Source organism: Helicobacter labacensis (assembly GCF_003660285.1).
GTDB lineage: Bacteria > Campylobacterota > Campylobacteria > Campylobacterales > Helicobacteraceae > Helicobacter > Helicobacter labacensis.
Window position 1 is genome coordinate 85,698 of record NZ_QXQQ01000002.1, and the last position, 21,231, is coordinate 106,928.

The 21,231-nt window shown below is 49.4% G+C and carries 18 protein-coding genes and 1 pseudogene; 14 read left to right on the plus strand and 5 right to left on the minus strand.

The features are described from left to right. Nucleotide 1: 1 nt before the first annotated feature. The 4 genes and pseudogenes from fliH to EAO33_RS01435 form a co-directional block, all read right to left on the minus strand. Nucleotides 2-793 carry a flagellar assembly protein FliH gene (gene fliH / locus EAO33_RS01420; protein WP_120944282.1) on the minus strand — a complete coding sequence of 264 codons (792 nt, stop codon included), beginning with the start codon at nt 791-793 and terminating at the stop codon, nt 2-4. Beyond that, nucleotides 786-1,814 carry a flagellar motor switch protein FliG gene (fliG, locus tag EAO33_RS01425; RefSeq protein ID WP_120944284.1) on the minus strand — a complete coding sequence of 343 codons (1,029 nt, stop codon included), beginning with the start codon at nt 1,812-1,814 and terminating at the stop codon, nt 786-788. The genes fliH and fliG overlap by 8 nt, the downstream gene beginning before the upstream one ends. Next, nucleotides 1,815-3,518 (minus strand): flagellar basal-body MS-ring/collar protein FliF, encoded by a 1,704-nt coding sequence (gene fliF / locus EAO33_RS01430; RefSeq protein ID WP_120944286.1) that lies wholly within the window; start codon nt 3,516-3,518, stop codon nt 1,815-1,817. A 12-nt stretch (nt 3,519-3,530) separates the two neighbouring features. Further along, nucleotides 3,531-4,185 (minus strand): annotated as a pseudogene (locus tag EAO33_RS01435) (phosphatase PAP2 family protein). Between the two features lie 199 nt (nt 4,186-4,384). On the opposite strand from EAO33_RS01435, the gene napA reads away from it, so the two are divergent. The 4 genes from napA to EAO33_RS09320 are packed head-to-tail and all read left to right on the plus strand — an operon-like array spanning nt 4,385 to nt 9,512. Then, entirely contained in the window at nt 4,385-7,201 is a 2,817-nt protein-coding gene (gene napA, locus EAO33_RS01440) for a periplasmic nitrate reductase subunit alpha (RefSeq protein ID WP_120944288.1), read from the plus strand. Between the two features lie 3 nt (nt 7,202-7,204). Then, a complete protein-coding gene (gene napG, locus EAO33_RS01445) occupies nt 7,205-7,936 on the plus strand; it encodes a ferredoxin-type protein NapG (protein ID WP_120944290.1) in 732 nt (243 codons plus the stop codon). Next, entirely contained in the window at nt 7,936-8,748 is an 813-nt protein-coding gene (napH, locus tag EAO33_RS01450; protein ID WP_120944292.1) for a quinol dehydrogenase ferredoxin subunit NapH, read from the plus strand. Before napG ends, napH begins: the two co-directional genes overlap by 1 nt. Next, complete coding sequence (locus EAO33_RS09320; protein WP_235852976.1) at nt 8,748-9,512, plus strand: ribonuclease H family protein; 765 nt, start codon at nt 8,748-8,750, stop codon at nt 9,510-9,512. Before napH ends, EAO33_RS09320 begins: the two co-directional genes overlap by 1 nt. Here EAO33_RS09320 and EAO33_RS01460 read toward each other — a convergent pair. Beyond that, entirely contained in the window at nt 9,509-10,777 is a 1,269-nt protein-coding gene (locus EAO33_RS01460) for a tetratricopeptide repeat protein (protein WP_120944294.1), read from the minus strand. The two genes, EAO33_RS09320 and EAO33_RS01460, sit on opposite strands and share 4 nt — an antisense overlap. Before the next feature lie 84 nt (nt 10,778-10,861). Here EAO33_RS01460 and EAO33_RS01465 point away from each other — a divergent pair, with 84 nt between their 5' ends. The 10 genes from EAO33_RS01465 (at nt 10,862) to EAO33_RS01505 (ending at nt 21,050) form a co-directional block, all read left to right on the plus strand. Further along, nucleotides 10,862-11,422, plus strand: coding sequence for a YceI family protein (locus EAO33_RS01465; protein WP_120944296.1), 561 nt, complete (start codon nt 10,862-10,864; stop codon nt 11,420-11,422). A 12-nt stretch (nt 11,423-11,434) separates the two neighbouring features. Next, nucleotides 11,435-13,414, plus strand: coding sequence for an ATP-dependent helicase (locus tag EAO33_RS01470; RefSeq protein ID WP_120944298.1), 1,980 nt, complete (start codon nt 11,435-11,437; stop codon nt 13,412-13,414). A 59-nt stretch (nt 13,415-13,473) separates the two neighbouring features. Continuing rightward, nucleotides 13,474-14,742 carry a 4-aminobutyrate--2-oxoglutarate transaminase gene (gabT, locus tag EAO33_RS01475; protein ID WP_162982160.1) on the plus strand — a complete coding sequence of 423 codons (1,269 nt, stop codon included), beginning with the start codon at nt 13,474-13,476 and terminating at the stop codon, nt 14,740-14,742. Further along, a complete protein-coding gene (locus EAO33_RS01480; protein ID WP_120944301.1) occupies nt 14,739-16,169 on the plus strand; it encodes an NAD-dependent succinate-semialdehyde dehydrogenase in 1,431 nt (476 codons plus the stop codon). Before gabT ends, EAO33_RS01480 begins: the two co-directional genes overlap by 4 nt. A gap of 273 nt (nt 16,170-16,442) precedes the next feature. After that, the gene (glaH, locus tag EAO33_RS01485; RefSeq protein WP_120944302.1) at nt 16,443-17,402 is read left to right on the plus strand and encodes a glutarate dioxygenase GlaH; all 960 of its coding nucleotides are present in this window, start codon (nt 16,443-16,445) and stop codon (nt 17,400-17,402) included. Further along, on the plus strand, nt 17,403-18,479 hold the full coding sequence (gene lhgO, locus EAO33_RS01490) for an L-2-hydroxyglutarate oxidase (protein WP_268877444.1): 1,077 nt from the start codon (nt 17,403-17,405) through the stop codon (nt 18,477-18,479). Then, entirely contained in the window at nt 18,440-18,604 is a 165-nt protein-coding gene (locus tag EAO33_RS09695) for a hypothetical protein (RefSeq protein ID WP_268877445.1), read from the plus strand. The genes lhgO and EAO33_RS09695 overlap by 40 nt, the downstream gene beginning before the upstream one ends. A 68-nt stretch (nt 18,605-18,672) precedes the next feature. Then, the gene (locus EAO33_RS01495; protein ID WP_120944304.1) at nt 18,673-19,164 is read left to right on the plus strand and encodes a PAS domain-containing protein; all 492 of its coding nucleotides are present in this window, start codon (nt 18,673-18,675) and stop codon (nt 19,162-19,164) included. A gap of 9 nt (nt 19,165-19,173) precedes the next feature. After that, nucleotides 19,174-20,313: a methyl-accepting chemotaxis protein gene (locus EAO33_RS09805; protein ID WP_120944306.1), complete on the plus strand. Its 1,140-nt coding sequence runs from the start codon at nt 19,174-19,176 to the stop codon at nt 20,311-20,313. 20 nt (nt 20,314-20,333) lie between these two features. Continuing rightward, nucleotides 20,334-21,050 carry an SIMPL domain-containing protein gene (locus EAO33_RS01505; protein WP_120944308.1) on the plus strand — a complete coding sequence of 239 codons (717 nt, stop codon included), beginning with the start codon at nt 20,334-20,336 and terminating at the stop codon, nt 21,048-21,050. Nucleotides 21,051-21,231 lie beyond the last annotated feature (181 nt).

Sequence of the window (21,231 nt, forward strand, 5' to 3'; positions counted from 1 at the left end):
CTTATACCTTCAAATTGTCTAAGACACTCTCTTTGAGATTCTTGTAACGGGACATCAAACTCCCATCAATATTGCCATGGCTACTACTGATTAACACCCCACCCTTAGCGATGGCATCATTGGGTTCTAGCTTGATTTTAGGCATGTCTTTGAGGTGTTGGGATAAAAAGGGGTAGTCTAGGGTATTGACTTTCACGCAAATGTCAGTCGCGTCCATGATATTTTGCAAGAGTTGTTTAGCTAGGGCTAGAGCGACTTCTTGGCTCTTTTCCTCTACTTCTTTGATAATGACTTCTTTAGCGATCTCCACAGCGATGCTACTGAGCTCCTTTTCTAAGGTTTCTAAATGGGCTTGGGATTGTTGCATCTGCTGGTCGATCGCGCTTAGAGATTGCAAGAGATGCTTTTTTTCTGCATCCACGCTCGCGCTCAGATCGTTGCGGGCTTTTTCCTCACCCTCTTTAAAGCCCAATTTATAGCTATCCTCGCGGGCTTGTTGCAAAAGGGTTTGGTTTTCTTCTTGGCTTTTTTCAAATTGCATTTGCAACTTAGCCAAGTGGCTAGAGAGCTCATCGGTCTTTTTCAATAAGCATTCGATCAATTCGTTTTCTAGCTGGATCGAACGGGTCAAGACAGGTTCGGGGGGTTCAGGCTGGGGGGCGCGTTGGGGGGCAGGCTTTTCAGGTTCGGGCTCAGGGGCTAAATCGGCGATGGATTTGAATTCATAGCGCGCGATGGTGTGCTTGCTAAGATCGTCCTTAGCGATCAAATTCTCTTCGCCAAAATTATTCAACGATGTCTTCCTCACCGCCCATTTGGATCACGCCTTTTTCGGCTAAGGATTGCACGATCTCAATGATCTTACGCTGGGCGGATTCCACATCCTTGATTTTAACCGCGCCCAAATAAGCCATCTCTTCGATGAATTGTTCGCTAGCCCGGCTACTCATGTTGCTTAGGAATTTGGCTTTGAGCTCCTCCGTAGAGGTTTTGAGCGCTAAGGTGAGGTCTTTTTTGTCGGCAACCTTGAGGATTTCACGGATCGCAAAATTATCCAAGCCAGAGATGTCTTCAAAAGTAAACATCATCTCTTTGATGTCATTAGCCAATTTGGCATCAATGTTTTCAATGCGCGCTAGAGTGGTTTTAGCCGCTTTTTGCCCCAATCTGTTGAAAATTTCAGCCACCGCGCGCAAACCTCCCACCTCTACTTTGTAGCTAGTGAGGGCTTCTAATTTGTTCTCTAACACTGTGGAAACGCGTTTGACCACTTGGGGAGAAATATCCCCCAAACTCGCCATTCTAATGCTCACCTCCGCTTTCATGTCATCAGGGAAGAAACTCAAGGTTTCAGCTGCATTGGGGGATTCCATGTGGGCTAGAATCAAGGCGATGGTCTGAGGGTGTTCGTTGATGATGAAGTCGGCAAGCTGTTGGGGCTTAATACGCCCCAAGTAGGCGAAATTCTTTTGGGTTTGTAAAGAACGGCTGAGTTTTTCTAAAATCACCTTGGCTTGCTCGGGACCCAAGGCTTTGACTAAGAGCTCACGCGCGTATTCCAACCCCCCGCTATTGATGTATTGGTTAGATTGCAAGATCGCAAAAAATTCCTCGAGCACCGCCGCCCCCACAGCCTTATCCGTCCCGTCTAATTGCACGATCTGCTTGCTAATCTCGGTGATCGAATCCACATCTAAATGGCGCAAAATGCCCGCTGTGGCTTCCTCCCCCACTTGCATGAGTAAGATCGCCAACTTTTCAGACATGGTAAATTCGTCTAGTTGGGTTTTTTGTCTAGGAGTTAGCTTTGCCATCTAGTTTCCTTTCGTGCTCGTGATCGCCACCTCATCCTTGATGAGTAATTTAAACAAAGAAGCCACCTCTTCAGGTTTTTCCTTGAGTGCGCCCCGCACCCTCTCTAGCATAATATCATACTTCACATCTTCTTCATCAAAGCTCGCGCTCAAGCCCAATTGATCTTCCACCTTTTTACGCATTTCTCCAAACCGATCCACTTCCTCATCATCGTCCTCATCCACGGCAAAAAGCGATTGCACTTGTTCCTCCTCATCGGGGTGGATTTCTAGCATGCGCTGGCTGAAAGGGGTGATGACTTTCTTGTAAAACACATAGAGCACCAAAGCGATGATGAGGTATTTAAAGAGTGAAGAGAAAGGTCCTAAATAGCGTTCGGCGGTGTGGACGAATTTCTCATAAGCGGTCATAGGCAAGTACTTGGTGGCTTTGGCGTTAAATTCAAAATTGCTCACCGCCACCGCATCGCCACGATTTTGGTTATAGCCTATGGCTTGCTTGACTAGCGCGTTGATCTTATCCATCTCCTCTGCGCTCAAGGGGATATACTCAATGCTTTCTACCCCATCTTTATCCACCTTCTTGTAACGCCCATCTACCACCACCGCCGCGTTCAAGCGCGTCAACACCCCAAATTCTCCCTTGATCTCGCTAATCGTCTTGCCAACCTCGTAATTAGTGGTGTTGGTGGATTTTTCGTATTTCTCTCTGAGCTGATCGTTAGCCAAACCCTGAACAGGTCCGATATTGCTCACCACCCCGGGCACCCCCCCCACTTGCTTTTTAGGGTAGCCCTCTCTTTTTTCCTCCATGTTCTGTTCGCTACGCACGACATTGTTAGGATCAAAGGTTTCTTTGGTGCTTTTCTTTTGGCTAAAGTCAAATTCCGCGCTCACCTTAGCCACCACCTTATCGCGCCCCCCCACAATGGGTGTAAGGATATTGGTGATCTTGTTTTCTAATAGGTTTTCAAAATTCTGTTTGTAGTGTAATTGGGCTTGGGCTAACTCACGCGTGCTGTCCAATTCATTATCCTCGCCCAAAGGTTCGCCATTTTCATTGACTAATTTGACATTTTCCGGAGTGAGTTTAGGCACGGACGCGGCAATCAAGTTCTTGATCCCCACAATCTGTTTGGGCAATAAACGCATGTTGGGCTTGATTTTGAGCATCACCGAGGCACTAGGGGGGATCTCCTTACTCACAAAGACGCTATCTTTAGGGATGGCAATGTGCACATCAGCCCTATCTATAGGCGTGAGGCTTTCAATAGTGCGACTCAACTCTCCCTCAGTGGCGCGCACATACTTGATATTTTGATCAAAATCAGTCGCCCCAAAATCCTTGGTGTCAAAGATTTCATAACCCACCTTGCTGGTTTTAGGAATCCCTTGAGAGGCTAGGGCGATTCGTTCCTCATAAATGCGATCTTTGGGGATGAGGATTGTATCGTCTTTGGGAATCTTGTAGGGGATTTGCTTTTGTTGCAAATACTGCAACACCAACGCGTTATCGCTATTGTCCATGCCCTCAAAGAGCACCCCATAGTCTGAAAGCGCGTCTTTGCCCCGTGTGGGGTAGACAAGCAAGAAGATCAAAAAAGCCACCACCAGCACAAAAGCGCTCACAATGGTGATCTTTTGGGCTTTATTGAGCCTTGAAAAGAGGTCTATGATCTGTTGGAATAAACCTTTAAAATCCACGCGCTACCCCACTCATCTAGGATTTTTCAGCCATCCCACATACAGCCCCATAGACCAACAAGCCCACGCCATGCCCATCAAAAACCCCCCCCAACACATCGCTAGGGTAATGCACCCCTAAATACACTCTTGTATACATCATCAGCCAAATCCACAACAATAAAATCAACCCCCAAGCCCACTTAGTGCGCGCAGGGCTAGAACCCATACACACCAGCACCAACAATGAGCCATAAAACAAACTCGCCGCTAAGGCATGCCCGCTAGGGTAGCTAAAGCCATGCGCCAAAGCCACCTCCCCATTCGTGCTAGGTCTAGGGCGCGCGATCCACAATTTCAAAGCCTTTAGCGCGCTCTCGCCCAACACAATGCTCAAGAAGAACCCCAAGCCCAACACCTTATTTTTTTTGACAAAAATATAAAAAAGCCCCACCAACGCGGCTAGGCTTAGAGTGAACTTAGACTTGGCAAAAAAAGTTATGGTGTCCACGAACTTGACATAAGAACTTTGCGCTACAGGAATGGGGTAGGCGCGCGCCCAAGCGATCACCACTTGGTCCAAATGCCCCACCCACTCTTGGTGTGTTTTGACACAAAACACCTCTAGGGCAAACAACACCCACAGCACACCCCCCAATAGCCATATAAAACCCACCCATCTACGCATGGTAGGCGATACTCTAGGCGCGTTACTCACCAGATGCTTATAGGGACTCCCCATTGACTCTGCTCCATTGATATTGTAAGCCCAACAATGCGCCAATGATAGCCAAAAAATGATAAAAAGTAAGCATAAATAGCCTATGGTTACCTACCTTAACGGATTTTAGAATATAATAACCCAAATCCACATTAAGGAGATCCTCATGGCAAATCAACCCTATGATGACGCACAAGACACCACTAGACGCGAGTTTTTAAAATCCGTAGCGATCACTTCAGCCTTAGGTAGCGCAGGGCTACTCACCCCCCCAAGTCTAGCCGCTAAAGCCCAGCACGCCCAAGCGGATTGGAAATGGGACAAGGCGGTGTGTCGTTTCTGTGGCACGGGTTGTGGGATCATGGTCGCCACCAAAGACGACAAAATTGTCGCCACAAAGGGCGATCCACTTGCCCCTGTCAACCGGGGTTTGAACTGCATCAAAGGCTACTTCAACGCCAAGATCATGTATGGAGCGGATCGCTTGGTGCAACCCTTGCTTAGGGTCAACGAGCGGGGGGAATTTGACAAAAAGGGCAAGTTCCAGCAGGTCTCTTGGCAAAGAGCCTTTGATGAAATGGAAAAGCAATTCAAAAAGTATTACCAAGAGCTAGGCGTAACCGGGGTGGGGATTTTTGGGAGCGGGCAATACACGATCCAAGAGGGTTATGCAGCCAGCAAACTCATCAAAGCCGGCTTTAGGAGCAATAATATCGATCCCAACGCGCGCCATTGCATGGCTAGTGCGGTGGCTGGTTTTATGCAAACCTTTGGGATTGATGAGCCTAGCGGGTGTTATGACGATATAGAGGCTACGGACACCATCATCACTTGGGGGGCTAATATGGCTGAAATGCACCCCATTTTATGGTCTAGGGTGAGCGATCACAAATTGAATAATCCAGACAAGGTCAAAGTGGTCAATCTCACCACCTTTTCCAACCGCACCTCTAGCGTGGCAGATATGGAAATCATCTTCACCCCCAACACCGATCTAGCCATTTGGAATTACATCGCTAGAGAGATCGTCTACAACCACCCTGAGGCTATCGATCGCGACTTCATTGACAAGCACATCGTTTTTGCCACCGGGTATGCCGATATTGGCTATGGCATGCGCGAAGATCCCAGCCACCATGGCTTTAGACCCAGCGAAAAGGACACAGTCGCCAAACAGCGCGCCATCACTTTGGACGCGCAAGAAGCCACCGCGCTCAAGCACTTAGGGCTTAAGGCCGGTGATGTCTTAAAAATGCAACACAGCCACCAAGCGGGCAAACACTGGGAGATCACCTTCGCCCAATTCAAACAAGCCCTAGAACCCTACACTTTAGAGTATGTGGCGCAGGTAGCTAAGGGCGATGCGCACGAATCCCTAGAGAGTTTCAAACACAAATTGCAAAAACTTGCCAAACTTTACATAGAAAAGGATCGCAAGGTGGTGAGTTTTTGGACAATGGGCTTTAACCAACACACCAGAGGCTCATGGGTCAACGAACAGGCTTATATGGTGCATTTTTTACTAGGCAAGCAAGCCAAACCCGGAAGTGGGGCGTTTTCTCTCACCGGGCAACCTAGCGCGTGCGGAACAGCTAGAGAGGTGGGCACTTTTGCCCACCGCCTGCCTGCTGACATGGTGGTTACCAACCCTCAACATGTCAAAATTGCCGAGAAACTCTGGCATGTGCCCCATGGCACTATCAACCCCAAACCCGGCTACCACTTCGTGGCAATGATGCGCGCGCTAGAAGATGGCAAGGTCAAGTTCATTTGGGTGCAAGTGAATAACCCTTGGCAAAACACCGCCAATGCCAACCACTGGATCAAAGCCGCTAGAGAGATGGATAACTTTATCGTGGTGAGCGATTGCTATCCGGGTATTAGTGCTAAAGTGGCGGATTTGATCTTGCCCAGCGCGATGATTTATGAAAAATGGGGAGCTTATGGGAATGCTGAGCGGCGATCCCAGCACTGGAAACAACAAGTAACCCCTGTGGGGCATGCCATGAGCGACACTTGGCAGATCTTTGAATTTGCCAAACGCTTCAAGCTCAAAGATGTGTGGAAGGAACAAAGAGTCGATGACAAACTCACTCTGCCCAATGTGCTAGATCAAGCGCGCAAAATGGGCTATAAAGACAGCGACACCCTCTATGAGGTGTTGTTTGCCAATAGACATGCCAAACGCTATAAAAGCACTGATCCTATTGCCAAAGGCGCGCCCAATTCAGACATGTGGGGGGACAAGCGCGAAGTGGTGGGTAGCGATGGCAAAGTCTTTAAAGGTTATGGTTTCTTTTTGCAAAAATACCTCTGGGAGGAATACCGCAAATTTGGTATCGGGCATGGGCATGACTTGGCGTATTTTGATGATTACCACCATGTCAGGGGCTTGAGATGGCCTGTTGTCAATGGCAAAGAAACCCGCTGGCGTTTCAACACGCGTTACGACCATTACGCCAAAAAAGCCGCTCCTGATAGCGATTTTGCCTTTTATGGCAAGGCGATGAAGACGCTTGTCAGCGGGGATCTCAAAGCCCCCACCACCACCACGCCCAAGAGTCTAGAAAACAAGGCGAAGATTTTCTTTAGACCCTTTATGAAAGCCCCTGAACGCCCTAATCGAGATTACCCTTTCTGGCTAGCCACCGGGCGGGTGTTAGAGCACTGGCATAGCGGGACGATGACGATGCGCGTGCCTGAACTCTTTAGGGCGGTGCCTGAAGCTCTCTGCTACATGCATGAAAAAGACGGGGAGAGGTTGGGCGTAAACCAAGGCGATGCGGTGTGGATCGAGTCGCGCCGGGGCAAAGTCAAGGCGCGCGTGGATATGCGCGGGCGCAACACCCCCCCTGTGGGGTTAGTCTATGTGCCTTGGTTTGATGAAAATGTCTTCATCAATAAGGTTTGCCTAGATGCCACCTGCCCTATTTCCAAGCAGACCGACTACAAAAAGTGCGCGGTGAAGATCACCAAAGTTTAGGGCATGCAACGGCGCGCTTTTTTGCAAAAGGCGATCGGGGGGGCGTGTTTGTGCGCGGGGGGTGGGTTTTTCTTAGCCACCTTGCTCAAAGCTAAACGCGCCTACGCCCTTAGACCCCCGGGGGCGCAAGATGAGGCGCGTTTTTTAGGCGCGTGCGTGCGTTGCGGGCTATGTGTGCGTGCCTGCCCTTATGACACGCTCAAATTAGCCAGCTTGCTAGACTCTCCTAAAGTGGGCACTCCTTTTTTCCAAGCGCGCCAAGTGCCCTGCTATCTCTGCCCAGATATTCCCTGTATTAAAGCCTGCCCCACAGACGCGCTAGATCACAAACACCTCAAACCCGATCAGGGCATAACTTCTCTCAAAATGGGGATCGCGGTGGTGGATTCACATTCTTGTGTGGCGTTTTGGGGGGTGCGTTGCGATGTGTGTTACCGGGTGTGTCCCTTGATGGACAAGGCGATCAAACTAGAACTCAAACACGATGATCGCACCAATAAACACGCCTACATGTTGCCCGTGGTGGAGCCTAGCGTGTGTGTGGGCTGTGGGTTGTGCGAGCGCGCGTGCATCACTCAAGAACCCGCCATTAGAGTGTTGCCCAGCGCGTTTGTGAGTGGCAAAGCTGATTCGCACTATCTCAAAATGGGCGCGCCCCCTCCTGCTAGCCCCTCTACCCCACAAACTCCCCATAAGGACAACCCGATGGACTATCTCAACCAAGGCGATCTCTAATGCGCTATCTTGTGTCTAGGCGTATAGCCCAAGCGGGGATTTTGGCTCTGTTTGCATGGAGTGGGGCGCATGCGTTTTTAAGAGGCAATTTGAGCGCGTCCGTGCTCTTGGATCATGTGCCCTTGAGCGATCCTTTTGCGGTGCTACAGGTTTACTTGGCTAGCTTAACTTGGAGTGGGGAAGCCCTGCTAGGCGCGCTCATCATTTTAGGAGTCTATGGCTTATTTTTGGGGCGCGCCTTTTGCGCGTGGGTGTGCCCGATTAATCCCATCGTGGATGGCGCGGCATGGGTGCGCCACAAGCTCCGCCTCACGCGCGCCTATTTGCAGATGCCTAAAGCCACGCGCTATGTCTTGCTGGCTTTGAGCTTGATCCTCTCCTTTGTTTTGTCCCTGCCCGCCTTTGAGAGTGTGTCTTATATTGGGATCGTGCAAAGAGGGATCATCTTTGGCACTAGCGCGTGGGTGGGGGTGGCTTTATGGCTCTTTTGTGTGGATAGCTTGGTGGGGGATAAGCTCATCTGCGCGCATTTATGCCCTTTGGGAGCGTTTTACGCGCTAGTGGGGCGTTACGCGCTTTTAAAAGTGCAACACCACGCCACGCGTTGCACGCGCTGTAACCTGTGCTTTGAGGTGTGCCCGGAAGTGCAGGTGTTATGGATGGTGGGTTTAAAGAGCGCGGCTGTCAATTCTGGAGAGTGCACGCGCTGTGGGCGTTGCATTGAGGTGTGTGCCGATGACGCGCTTGGCTTTAGTCTCTTGGATATTAAGGGGAGTTTTGGCGCAGGACAAATTAAAGATAAAGGATTGTGATGTGGTGTTTAGGCATTGAGAATAAGGATAATGGGGGTATGGACGCGCTTGAGGGAGTGCTATGCCGTTATGGGTTTTCTAAATTAATTGGGGGGGTGTATATCTTGCACCCCATCTACGCCAATGCCTTAGCCCAAATTTGCGCCTGCTTGCATGAGATCAAGACGAGCTATGAGGGCAGACTAGAGATCAGGAGCTTTAAGATCAGCGAATTGAGCGATTTAGGGGATTATTTGGGCGCGCCTAAGAGCGCACCTAGTAAGCCCAAGAGCGCCTATATTCCTCCAAAAAGCACCTACGATCACATCGGGGAGAAGACCATCGCGCTAGAACAAACCATTTTTAAAGATTACGATTCTAAAGACTTGGAAAACGCCTACTTTCTTTACACCGATGCGGGGATTAGAGAGGATGAAGTGATGTGCGGGTTTTGCCTCTATGTGTTTAAAGATGGGTATTTTGAAGAGATCAACCGCTACAAATGCCCCCTACACTCTAGCCTCAATGAGAGTTTTAGGGCTGAAAAACAAGCCATTGTAACAGGCATGAAACACCTGCAAGCCATGCTGAGAACCCATAGATTGGAGTCTGGCTACAAGCTCTTTGTCATCGGGGATAACCAAGCGGTGATCAACAATTACCGCTTGAAAAGTGAGGGTTTCGTGTTAGAATGCGATTTTACGGACATAGAATACAAATGGTGTCGGCGCAATGAAGACGGGTGCAATAAAGTCGTAGATGCCATTGTCAATTTGCGCGCCTAGTGGCATGCGCTTTTATAACCTAGCGCACAAGCTTTTTGGTAGTGTTGGTTGGCTTTTTGTAAGTCATAGGGGGCTCCTTGGGCGCGCCTATAAGCCTCCCCTATTTCGTAATAACTCTGCGCGTTCCCCATTTGCGCGCCCTTTTGGTAATACTCTAGGGCTAACTTGGCATCTTTATTGAGTAACCAGCCATTGTAATAGAGCCCATGTTGGTAAATAAAGCCCAGCTTGGCGTAAGCGCTTGCGTCCCCATTTTTACCCTCTTCTTGGTAAAGAGCGATGGCTTGTTGGTAGCGCGCGCTAATTTGCGATCTATCTTCGCTGACACCCTGAATCTTATGGCGCAAAATCAAGGTGGCTAAGTGGTAAGCCCCATCTGCGCTTTTCAAATCTGTAGCCTTCTGGTAATACTCAAAAGCCTTTGCGTAATCCTGTGCTACCCCCTGCCCTCTTTCATACATCTGTGCCAAGCGCAAAAACGCGCGTCCATCGCCTTGTTGTCCGGCCTCTAAATAGCACTTGATCGCCTCTTGGTAGTAGGCGCGCGCCTGCTGGTAATTTAAGGGCGCGCCCTTGCCTTCAAAATACATAGAACCTAGTTGTTGCCACGCGCGCCCATCGCCCTTTTTACCCGCTTTGTGGAGATACTCTAGGGCTTTTGCGTAATCCTGCGCTACCCCCTGTCCCTTAGCATACATCATCCCCAATCTAAAATCTCTAGCCTGTCCCATTTTGGCAGCTTTTTGGTAATACTCCAGAGCTTTGGGGTAATTTTGTTCCACCCCTTGGTTTTCATTGTAATACATGTCCGCTATGGCGTTAAACCCGCGCCCATCGCCTAATTTGGCGGCTTTTTCAAAGGCTTGCATCGCCTTGTTGAAGTCCAAAGCCACCCCCTGCCCCTTGGCATAACCCTCCCCTAGGCGCATGTAGTCCTGCGCTTGTGTGGGCGTAGTGGTTATGCTCTTGGGAGAGTGTGGAGGTTTTTGGGGTTCGTGTCTGAGCTCCATCGCTTTTTTAAAATACGCGCGCGCCTTTTGGGAATCTTGTTTCACCCCCGCCCCAATGAGATACATGTTTGCCAAACCTCTATACCCCTCTGCACTCCCCAAATTTGCAGCCTCTTGATAATACTCTAGGGCTTTAGAATAGTGGCGATCTCTATAAGCCTTCTTAGCCTCAGCCAAATAGGCATCTACCCCCTCTAGCGCGCCTAATACGCCCACACCTAGCACAATACCCCCAATCCACAACGCCATACGCATTTTCGCTCCTCATTAAAAATCCTAACCTATTCTAGCATAAAGCATGTGCTATAATGATCGCCATTTTCTAAAAAGGAGTATGGTATGTTGTTGCGTCCCCTAATGGTTTTGTGTGTATTGAGCGCGCTCTTGATGGGAAAAACTTACCAAATTGACAAAGCCCATAGCCGGGTTGGTTTTAAGATCAAACATCTCAAAATTAGCTATGTGATGGGGGATTTCAAGGATTACAGCGCGTTAATTGACTTCGATCCAGCCAGCCACATCTTTAAAAAATTAGAAGCCACGATCAAAGCCACTTCTGTAGACACCAATAACAAAAACAGGGACGATCACCTGCGCTCTGATGACTTTTTCAAAACGGGCACACACCCTAATATCACCTTTGTGATGCAAAAGTATGAGAAAGTGGACAAGGAAAAGGGGCGCGTGGTGGGCGTGTTAAACATCGCTGGAGTGGCTAAAAAAGTGGTGCTAAAAAGCCAAATTGGGGGGGTAGCTAAGATCAATGGCACAGAAAAACTTGGGTTTTCTCTAAGCGGTCAGATCAAGCGATCGGATTTCAAATTCGCCCCTGACATGTCCACTCTCAAAATAGGCGATGTGGTAACTCTCAATATTGAAGTGGAAGCTGCCCAAAAATAACAAGGTTGGTTTTTGCAACTCAACGCCGAACAACAAGAAGCCCTGCAAGCCCCTTTGGGGTATAACTTGGTGATTGCCTCTGCGGGCACGGGCAAAACCTCCACCATCATAGGGCGCATCTTACACCTCTTAGAACAAGGGGTGCGCCCCCAAGAGATTTTGCTTTTGACTTTCACTAATAAAGCCAGCTTAGAGATGAAGGCGCGCTTGGCTAATTACACTCCGCATGCCCAATCAATCCAAGCGGGCACTTTCCACGCGATTGCTTATCGCCACCTCAAAGAGATTTACCCGCATTTGGGCTTGAAACAACCCAAGGAATTAGCCCTCTTGCTTAAAGGTGTGTTAGAGAGCACCCCGGTCGCTCTTACAGAGCAACTCTATAGCCCCGGGCATCTCTACGATTTGTATTCTCTTTACACCAACGCGCAAAGCCCAGAGAGTTTTGGGGAGTGGTTGGGCGCGCGCGCGCCCAAGCAAGAACCCTACGCGCTGATCTATGAAGAGATTCTAGAGCGTTTCAACGCTCTGAAACAAGAACACCAATATGTGGATTACAACGATCTACTCTTGCTCTACCGCCAAGACATCGCGCCTACCCAACGCTTTGTGGAAGTGCTCTGCGATGAATACCAAGACACAAACCCCCTGCAAGATTCCATCCTAGACGCGCTCAAGCCCCCTAGCCTCTTTTGTGTGGGCGATTACGATCAAAGTATTTACGCTTTCAATGGGGCGGACATTTCTATCATCGGCAATTTCACGCGCAAACACCCCCATGCGCGCGTCTTCACCCTCAAGAAAAATTACCGCTCCTCCCAAGCAATTTTAGAATTAGCCAGCCGGGTTATCGCCCACAACCCGCGCCTCTACCCCAAAAGCCTAGAAGTGCTCAAAACCACTAGCCCCTCCTTACCCACCCTGCTAGAATACGACGAATTATTAGCCCAATATCAAGGAATCGCGCGCCATATCGCGCGCAACAAGGGAGGGTGGGAGGAAGTGGCAGTGCTCTTTAGGAATAACGCGAGCGCAGATGGTTGTGAGGCATCTTTGCGCCAGCTGGGCATCCCTTCTAAACGCAAGGGGAGTTTGAGCTTCTTTGAGAGTAAGGAGGTCAAATTAGCCCTAGATGTGTGCGCATTTTTAAGCCACCCTAAGGACATGGTCGCCACGATAGAAATTTTTAACCACGCTCCGGGGGTGGGCGTGGCTTTGGCTAAGGAGTTTTACCATGCCTTGCAAACTTTGGGCGATGGGGATAGTTTAAAGGGCTTGCTCAACCCTAATGCCCAAAAGCCTTTCCAAAATCCCCAAATGGGCTTGTTTGCAGCGCAATTTAGCGCAGAAAATAGCGCGCGTTTTGATGTGCCTGTGGCTTTTAAAACCCATGCTCTCTTAAGCCACCCTAAGATCACTCCCCCCATAGCGCGTTTTTTGGGCGCGTTCTTTGATCTTTGTGGGCGCGCGCGCGCCTTTAAGCCTAGCCAAAGCATTGCCCACATTGCTGCGTCCATGTGGTGGGAAGAGATTGTAGAAAAGTTAAGTGCCCAACGCGTTAAGAATAAAGATGGGAGTGTGGATTCCCAGCGCGCCCAAGAGGCTAGGCTCAGGATTCAAGAAAAAATCGCTCTGCTAGAAAATTTAGCCAAGCCCTACCACACCCTCAAGGACTTTATGAACGCGATGATCCTAGGGGCTAGAGAGGCTTCCAGCGGAGAGGGGGTGCATTTGCTCAGCGTGCATGCCAGCAAGGGGTTAGAATTTAAAGAAGTGTATGTGATCGACTTGATGCAGGGGCGTTTCCCCAACACCAAGCTAGCCAAACAGAGCGGGAGCTTGGAGGAGGAGAGGCGGTTATTCTATGTTGCCACCACGCGGGCTAAAGATCACCTCTATCTCTCCTATGCCAAGCAAGATAGACAAAGACGCATCGATTATGAGCCCTCTTGTTTTTTGCAAGAGGCCGGACTCATCGCGCCTAAATCTTAACGCCTAGTTAGAATAATTTCTATACAATGCCAAAGGTGATTTTAAATAAAGGATTGGATATGGGAGATTTACTCAGCCGTAGGGTAGCAGCCACACCCAAGGGAATTGGCATTGTGTGCGATTGGTTTGTGCAGGAGGCGCATAACGCCACGATTAAAAGCACGGACGGACGCACTTTTATAGATTTTGCGGCCGGTATTGCGGTGCTCAATGTGGGGCACAGACACCCGCGCGTAATTGAGGCGGTTAAAAAACAGCTGGATTTATTCACCCACACCGCCTACCAAGTCAGCCCCTATGAGAGTTATGTTACATTAGCCGAAAAAATCAACGATCTAGCCCCCATTGAGGGGGCTAAAAAGACATGCTTTTTTACCACCGGAGGGGAGGCAACAGAAAACGCCATCAAGATCGCCAAAGCGCACACCAAGCGTTATGGCGTGATCGCCTTTGGGGGGTCTTTCCATGGGCGCACTGCAATGGCGGTGAGCATGACAGGCAAGGTTACCCCCTATAAAGCAGAGCTAGGCGTGGGGAGTCCGGGGGTTTACCACGCCTATTACCCCAACGCCTTGCATGGCATCAGCACACAAGATGCCCTGAGGAGTTTAGAGCACATTTGTAAGGCTTCTATTTCCCCTTTAGATGTAGCGGCTATCATCTTTGAGCCCGTGCAGGGTGAGGGAGGGTTTAACCCCGCCCCCCCTGACTTTGTAGAGGGGTTGCGCGCCTTTTGTAACACGCATGGGATTGTCTTGATCGCTGATGAAGTGCAAACCGGCTTTGCGCGCACGGGCAAGACTTTTGCGATGGAGCATTTTAACACAGATGTGGACATCATTTGCATGGCTAAGAGTTTGGGGGGGGGATTTCCTATCTCTGGGATCGTGGGCAAGGCGCAGATCATGGACGCGCCTAGCCCGGGGGGATTGGGGGGGACTTATGCGGGTAGCCCATTAGCTACAGCTGCCGCCCTAGAGGTGCTAGAGATCATCAAAGAAGAAAAGCTCAACCAAAGAGCCCAACAACTAGGCGCGCAACTCAAAGCAACTCTTCAAGAACTCAAAGAACAAGAACGCCTCAAGGAGATCGCCCAAGTGCGTGCGCTAGGTTCAATGGTGGCTGTGGAGTTTTTTAAGGACAACCACCCCAGCCCAGAGTTGACAAAGGCTGTGCAAAAAGAGGCGATGGATCAAGGGCTCTTGTTATTGACTTGCGGGAGTTATGGGAATGTGATTCGTTTTCTCTACCCCCTAACCATCCCCCAAGAACAATTTGATCGTGCCTTAAATATCATCACCCAATCCATTAGAAAGGTCATGGCATGAATTTTCAACTGTTAGATCACCCCTTTGTGAGCCAACGCCCCAAAGAGGGTTTTATCCCCGTGCTCAATCCGGCCACTCTACAAGAGATCGCCTATGTTAAAAGTGTGAATCAAGAGGAATTAGAGCAAATTATCGCCCAATCTGAGCGCGCCCAAAAGGCGTGGGCTAGCAAGTTAGCCCTAGAGAGAGCCAATATTTTACTCAAGTGGCGGGAGTTGTTGCTAGAGCACCTTGAGGATTTGGCGCGTATTCTTACTCAGGAAATGGGTAAGCCTCTCAAAGAAGCCCGCTCAGAGATTGTCTATGGGGCTAATTATCTGCGCTGGTTTGCCGAGGAAGCGCGGCGTGTGGAGGGGGATATTCTGCCTAGCGTGGTGCTTAACCAAAAAATCTTTGTGCTCAAACAGCCCATCGGGGTGTGTGGGGCGATCACCCCTTGGAATTTTCCCAGTGGCATGATCGCGCGCAAAGCCGCTCCTGCTTTGGCTTGTGGGTGTTCTATGGTTGTTAAACCGGCCACACAAACCCCATTAAGTGCCTATGCCTTGATGTTATTAGCCCATAAGGCGGGCGTGCCTGAGGGGGTGTTTAGCGTGGTGAGTGGGAAGGCGAGCCTCATCTCTAAAGTGCTGTGTGAGAGTGAGGCAGTGCGTAAAATCAGCTTCACGGGTTCTACTCAAGTGGGGCGTGTTTTAATGGCGCAAAGCGCTCAGAGCATTAAAAAACTCTCTTTAGAGTTGGGGGGCAATGCGCCCTTTATCGTCTTTGAGGACGCTAATTTAGAGCAAGCTATAGAAGGGATTTTACTCTCTAAATTCCGCAATAGCGGGCAGACTTGTGTGTGCGCCAACCGCATTTATGTGCAAAAAGGCGTGTATGAGAAAGTAGCCCACATGCTTAAAGCCAAAGTGGAGGGCTTGAAACTGGGTAATGGTCTAGAAGCCCACACCACCCAAGGTCCCCTTATTGATCTCAAAGCGGTAGAAAAGGTGCAAGAGCACATTAGCGATGCCACTGCTAAAGGCGCGCACATTCTTAGTGGGGGTAAACCTAGCGCGCTAGGAGCCAGCTTTTTTGAACCCACGATTCTAACCGGGGTGAATCAGAGCATGCTGGTGGCTAAAGAGGAAACTTTTGGTCCCCTAGCTCCCTTATTTAGTTTTGAGAGTGAGGAGGAGGTGGTCGCTAAGGCTAACGACACACAATACGGTTTAGCGGCTTATTTTTACACCCAAAATCTCGCGCGCGTCTTTAGAGTGGGTGAAGCCTTAGAATACGGCATGGTAGGGGTAAACTCCGGGCATGTATCCACAGAAACCGCGCCCTTTGGAGGGGTCAAGCAAAGCGGGCTAGGCAGAGAAGGCTCTAAATATGGTCTAGAGGATTATTTAGAGATCAAATACCTATGCGTCAATCTCAAAGAATAAGAGATGAGAGTTGGAGAACCCTAGATTGTGGGTTTTAGCCAGATCCCCAGTGTTGTTTTAAGCGCACGCATGCGCTGTGTTGGAGAGGGGTTTTAAATTTTGTGTTAAGTTTATTCCCAATGCACTCTCCAAGCCACGCTAGAATCTACACAAGAAGGGGCGTAGTGGCTTGTTTGTGCTAGAATGCCCGCAGGCTGGCTTTAAAATTCTCAACCATTACGATCGCTAGCCACTTTGGGCTTTAAAAGTTTAATCTACTATAAAGGAGAGTCCATGGCCTATCTAATCCAAACAGACGCTTTTAATGTCAAACCCACCCCCTATTCCCCACGCCTTTTGCAAGTAACTCTGTCCCAAGACACCATTGAAACCTTTCTCAAATCTGTTGAGGTTTACCCTGTGCAGGCTTTGGAATATAAGTCTTTCTTGCGCTTCAGGGTGGCACAGATGTTGGACGCGCTTTGCGATCACCAGCTCAAACCCTTTTTGGAAAAAGCCCTAGGGGATCGCCAAACCGGAGCCCTATTAGTCGACCCTCAGGGCGTAAACCGCGCCGAACAGGGCGATGAAATGGTGAAGATCGCCACCGCGTTCGTGCATTTGATTGGGCGTTCTAACTTTGATCTAATGACCGGGCAGTTTTATGCGCGCTGGGCGGTGCTCAATACCGACAATTCGGATAGCTACCTACGCAAACCAGACAAGCCCCTAGAGCTCCACAACGATGGCACCTTTGTCAATGAGGTTACCGACTATGTGCTGATGTATAAGATCGATGAGCAAAACATGGAGGGGGGCGATTCGCAACTTCTGCACCTTGATGATTGGGAGGAGCTAGACAAGTTTTACAACCACCACATGGCTAAAAGGGTGATGCGTTGGTCAGCTCCCCCTAGCAAAAATGTTACCAGCGATGTTTACCACCCGGTGTTTGAGGCGGACAGCCAAGCTAAACCCGTGATGCTTTACATTGACCAATTCGCCCAACCTAAGGATTATGAAGAGGGCGTGTATCTAGCCGATTTGGGCGATTCGCTAGAGAACTCTAAAGCCAAGCTCTCTTTTCCCGTGCCCGTAGGGCAGTTCTTGCTCATCAACAATCTCTTTTGGTTGCACGGGCGCGATAAATTCCAACCCCACAAGAATTTACGCCGCGAATTGATGCGTCAAAGGGGGTATTTCTCTTTTAGCACCAACCCTTTCAGCCGTTACAAAGACTTCAAACACTTCTAAATGGCGCGCATTTACGATTGTGTCGTGGTGGGAGGGGGGATTTTAGGGCACTCAGTGGCGATGCAATTGTTGCAAAAGTATCCAGATTTCAAGGTGGCGTTGTTAGAAAAAGAGGCTAGGAGTGCCTTGCACCAAACCGGGCGCAATAGCGGGGTGATTCACGCGGGCGTGTATTATACCCCGGGCACCCTCAAGGCGCGTTTTTGTTATGAGGGCAATAAAGCCACTAAGGCGTTTTGTAAGGATAATGGGATCGCTTATGAGGAGTGCGGCAAGTTATTGGTCGCTAGCGATGAATTAGAATTAGAGCGCATGCAAGCCCTTTTGGAGCGCACAAAGCAGAATGGTTTAGAGCGTATCTGCTTGGACGCTAAAGAGCTCCAAGAAATGGAAGCCAATATCACGGGTTTAGCCGGGATCTTCTTCCCCACTAGCGCGATCGTAAGCTACCCTGAGATCACCCAAGCGCTGGGCGCGCGTTTCCAACAACAGGGCGGGGAGATTGTCTACAATGCCAAGGTGTTTGCTTTGTGCGAACACGCTAGAGGAGTGAAGATCGAAACCACTAGCGGGGTGTTTGAGTGCAATTATCTCATCACCTGTGCGGGTTTGCATGCAGATAGATTGGTCAAAATGTTAGGGATTGTCCCGGATTTTACCATCTGCCCCTTTAGAGGAGAGTATTTCAAGCTTGCCCCACGCCATAACCACATTGTCAAGCATCTCATCTACCCCATTCCTGATCCTAGCATGCCTTTTTTAGGAGTGCATTTGACGCGCATGATCGATGGGAGCGTGAGCGTGGGACCTAATGCCGTGCTTGCCTTCAAAAGAGAGGGCTATTTGAAAAGCGATGTGAATTGGCAGGACATCAAAGAAATGATCGCCCACAAGGGGGTAAGAAGAGTGATTGCCAGATACTTTAAACCCGGGTTAGCCGAGTTCAAACACTCTTTTTGCAAAAAGAGTTACCTAGCCTTAGTGCAAAAGTATTGCCCTAGCTTGCGCCTAGAGGATCTAAGCCCCCACCCGGCCGGGTGCGCGCCCAAGCGATCAGCGCGCAAGGGGAGCTCATAGAGGATTTTCTCTTTTGCAACACGCCTAGAACCCTCAATGTGTGCAACGCGCCCAGCCCAGCGGCCACTTCAGCCCTGCCCATAGGGGGCTACATTTTGCAACAATTAGAGAAAATCTTACAATGAGGCGCGCGTTTTTGACGAATTTTAGCAAAATGCGCTAGAATATCCTAACCTTGCTTTGAAGGGATGTTGTGGAAAAATTCGTGGATCGCAATTACTTTTTGGTAACCAAGACAAATACAAAGGGGGTCATCACTTATGCCAACAAGCCCTTTATAGACATTGTGGGGGGCAATGGGGAAAGGGATTTGCTACACAAGCCCCATAGTGTGGTGCGCCACCCGGACATGCCAAAGTTGATCTTCAAGATGATGTGGTCGACGATCAAGCAAAAACAAGAGATCTTCGCCTATGTCAAGAATAAAACCTTTGATGGGGATTTTTATTGGGTTTTTGCCAATGTAACCGCCTCTGTGGACGCTAATGGCATGGTGGTGGGCTACTACTCTGTGCGGCGCGCGCCCAATAGGAAAGCCGTTAGCATTGTCAGCGGGTTATACCAAAAGCTCCTAGAGGCAGAGAAGCGTGGAGGTATACAAGCCAGCACCATGCTCTTAGAAGAAACCCTCCAAGCTGAGGGTTACACTTATGACGCTTGGGTCAATAAACTACAAAGACTATAAGGATCGCGCATGCTAGGTTGGTTGACAAAGGGTAAGGATGACCTATTGCAAAAAATTGCGGAGTTTGTGGGGGCTGTGCGGGATGGGCATTTAGAGCACCGCATCATCGAGATCGATGAAAAAAGCCCTTATGCTGGCATCGCGCACGGTTTAAATGATCTTTTAGATCAGATCGAATCGGTTTTTAGGGAAATGGACGCGTGCGTGAAAGCCGCCTATGAGGGCAAGGATTACCGCAATATCTTCCATGAGGGCTATAGGGGGGTGTTTAAGCAATACGCCGTGCATGTGGATAAGAGCGTGGAGGGGATCGTGGTGGCTAATAACTCTGAGATCGTCTTTAGACTTGCGGAGATGGACGGGGGCGCGCGCGGGATTAGAGATGTGCTAGCCGATTTAGACGCTCGAGTCAAGCAATGCGCGCACAATAAGGAGTTGATGCAATCCATTGAGGACGACTCCCTGAGCACCCAAGATCAAATTGAAGCCATCCATAAGGATTTGTTGCATTTCAATGATAATTGTAACAATGTCAATGTGGTGATGGACGACTTGCGCAATAAAATGGATTTTGTCATGCAAGTTACCAATGTCATTAGCGACATCGCCGATCAAACTAACTTACTCTCTTTGAACGCCGCCATTGAAGCAGCTAGAAGCGGGGAGCATGGGAGGGGCTTTGCGGTGGTAGCCGATGAAATCCGCAAATTAGCCGAGAAAGTAACTAAAGAAGTCAGCAGTATTAAAGCCAGCTTTAGCCACTTCCAAGAGGACATCATCAAACTAGGTAAAGAGTTTGGGGAAGTGAGTTCCCTGAGTGGGGAAATTCAGGGGCATTTTGAAGAGTTTTTGAAGATTTTGAATTTGTTTGTGAGCAATAGCCACAAGAGTTCGGACAGCTCCAAAGAATTAGAAACGGGCTTGGAACATCTCAAACGCCGCATCGAATGGATTGTTTTGAAAATGAATCTTTACAGAGGTGTGGTAACCAATAAGGCGACCAATTTAGAATTAGACAAGGCAGTCGGACCAGAGAGTTTAGCGTTGATCCAAGAAGTGCTAGATCACATCAAGGGGCATTACAACGCTGAAGAAGTAGAAGCGATGGTGGCGCGTTTGGGTAGTTTAGATGCCACAGAAGTCCCTTGAGAAAAGAAAAAGGTTTAATAATGGTGTATGTGAAACTAGCTTTAGGGGTGGTGTTGGCTTTGGGGGTGTTTATAGGCGGGTTGGTCTTTGAGCGTTTTGTCTTAGGTAAGCACACAAGGGGACAAGCCACCCAAGTGATCCTAGAGCTCAAGGAAAGCCAGCAGGCTGTGCCTGAAACCTACAGCGCGCACTTGATCTTTAGTAGCGGTAACGCCTTGTTGAACACGCCAGATTTGAGTGCCGCCCAAGAGGAGAGCATTAAAGAGGCTTTTGCCCAGATCAATCTTTTAGCTAGAAAGAATCAGGTTTGCCAAGAAGCCACCTACAGCCTGCGCCCCAATTACAGCTTTGTGGAGCACAAGCAAACCCTCACGGGGCATAGACTTTATGCGAGCATGGTGTGCACCTTTGGGGTGGCTAAGATGGGTGCTTACGAGCAATTACGCGATAAGGTCGCCAAGATCGCCGCAGACAACGCCTTCTTTGTGCTAAACACCCCCGCTTTGCACCTGCATGCCAATAGCAAGGATCGCCTGCGCTTACAAGACGCTTTGCTAGCCCAAGCCCAAGCCCAGAGCGCGCTCTTTGCCAAGACTCTCAGCAAGCAGTGCTATATCAAAAACCTCAGTTTTTACACCAATGAAGACAATTTTACCCGCTTTGCCAACGCCCATGAAAGCGCGCCCCGCCACATGCAATTAAACCTAAACGCCCGCCTTACCCTGCGCTGTCTGTAGGGCTAATGGCATGGATCTGCAACACCTGCGCCCCAAAGGATAATCCCACTGCTAGCACCTTAAAGCGCGGTGTAGTGGAGCGCGTGGCTATAAGCAGTGGAGCTTACCTTTTTAAGCGTGTCCTAAGTTATCCTAAGTGGGTGGGTTCTCCCCTTGGGGTGGTTTGCGTTAGGTTAGGAAA

What these genes read in the sequence shown, in the direction of transcription:
- fliG (WP_120944284.1), bottom strand. Translation starts at nt 1,814, where the DNA reads ATGGCAAAGCTAACTCCTAGACAAAAAACCCAACTAGACGAATTTACC.
- napA (WP_120944288.1), top strand. Translation starts at nt 4,385, where the DNA reads ATGGCAAATCAACCCTATGATGACGCACAAGACACCACTAGACGCGAG.
- napG (WP_120944290.1), top strand. Translation starts at nt 7,205, where the DNA reads ATGCAACGGCGCGCTTTTTTGCAAAAGGCGATCGGGGGGGCGTGTTTG.
- napH (WP_120944292.1), top strand. Translation starts at nt 7,936, where the DNA reads ATGCGCTATCTTGTGTCTAGGCGTATAGCCCAAGCGGGGATTTTGGCT.
- EAO33_RS09320 (WP_235852976.1), top strand. Translation starts at nt 8,748, where the DNA reads ATGTGGTGTTTAGGCATTGAGAATAAGGATAATGGGGGTATGGACGCG.
- EAO33_RS01460 (WP_120944294.1), bottom strand. Translation starts at nt 10,777, where the DNA reads ATGCGTATGGCGTTGTGGATTGGGGGTATTGTGCTAGGTGTGGGCGTA.
- EAO33_RS01465 (WP_120944296.1), top strand. Translation starts at nt 10,862, where the DNA reads ATGTTGTTGCGTCCCCTAATGGTTTTGTGTGTATTGAGCGCGCTCTTG.
- gabT (WP_162982160.1), top strand. Translation starts at nt 13,474, where the DNA reads ATGGGAGATTTACTCAGCCGTAGGGTAGCAGCCACACCCAAGGGAATT.
- EAO33_RS01480 (WP_120944301.1), top strand. Translation starts at nt 14,739, where the DNA reads ATGAATTTTCAACTGTTAGATCACCCCTTTGTGAGCCAACGCCCCAAA.
- glaH (WP_120944302.1), top strand. Translation starts at nt 16,443, where the DNA reads ATGGCCTATCTAATCCAAACAGACGCTTTTAATGTCAAACCCACCCCC.
- lhgO (WP_268877444.1), top strand. Translation starts at nt 17,403, where the DNA reads ATGGCGCGCATTTACGATTGTGTCGTGGTGGGAGGGGGGATTTTAGGG.
- EAO33_RS09805 (WP_120944306.1), top strand. Translation starts at nt 19,174, where the DNA reads ATGCTAGGTTGGTTGACAAAGGGTAAGGATGACCTATTGCAAAAAATT.
- EAO33_RS01505 (WP_120944308.1), top strand. Translation starts at nt 20,334, where the DNA reads ATGGTGTATGTGAAACTAGCTTTAGGGGTGGTGTTGGCTTTGGGGGTG.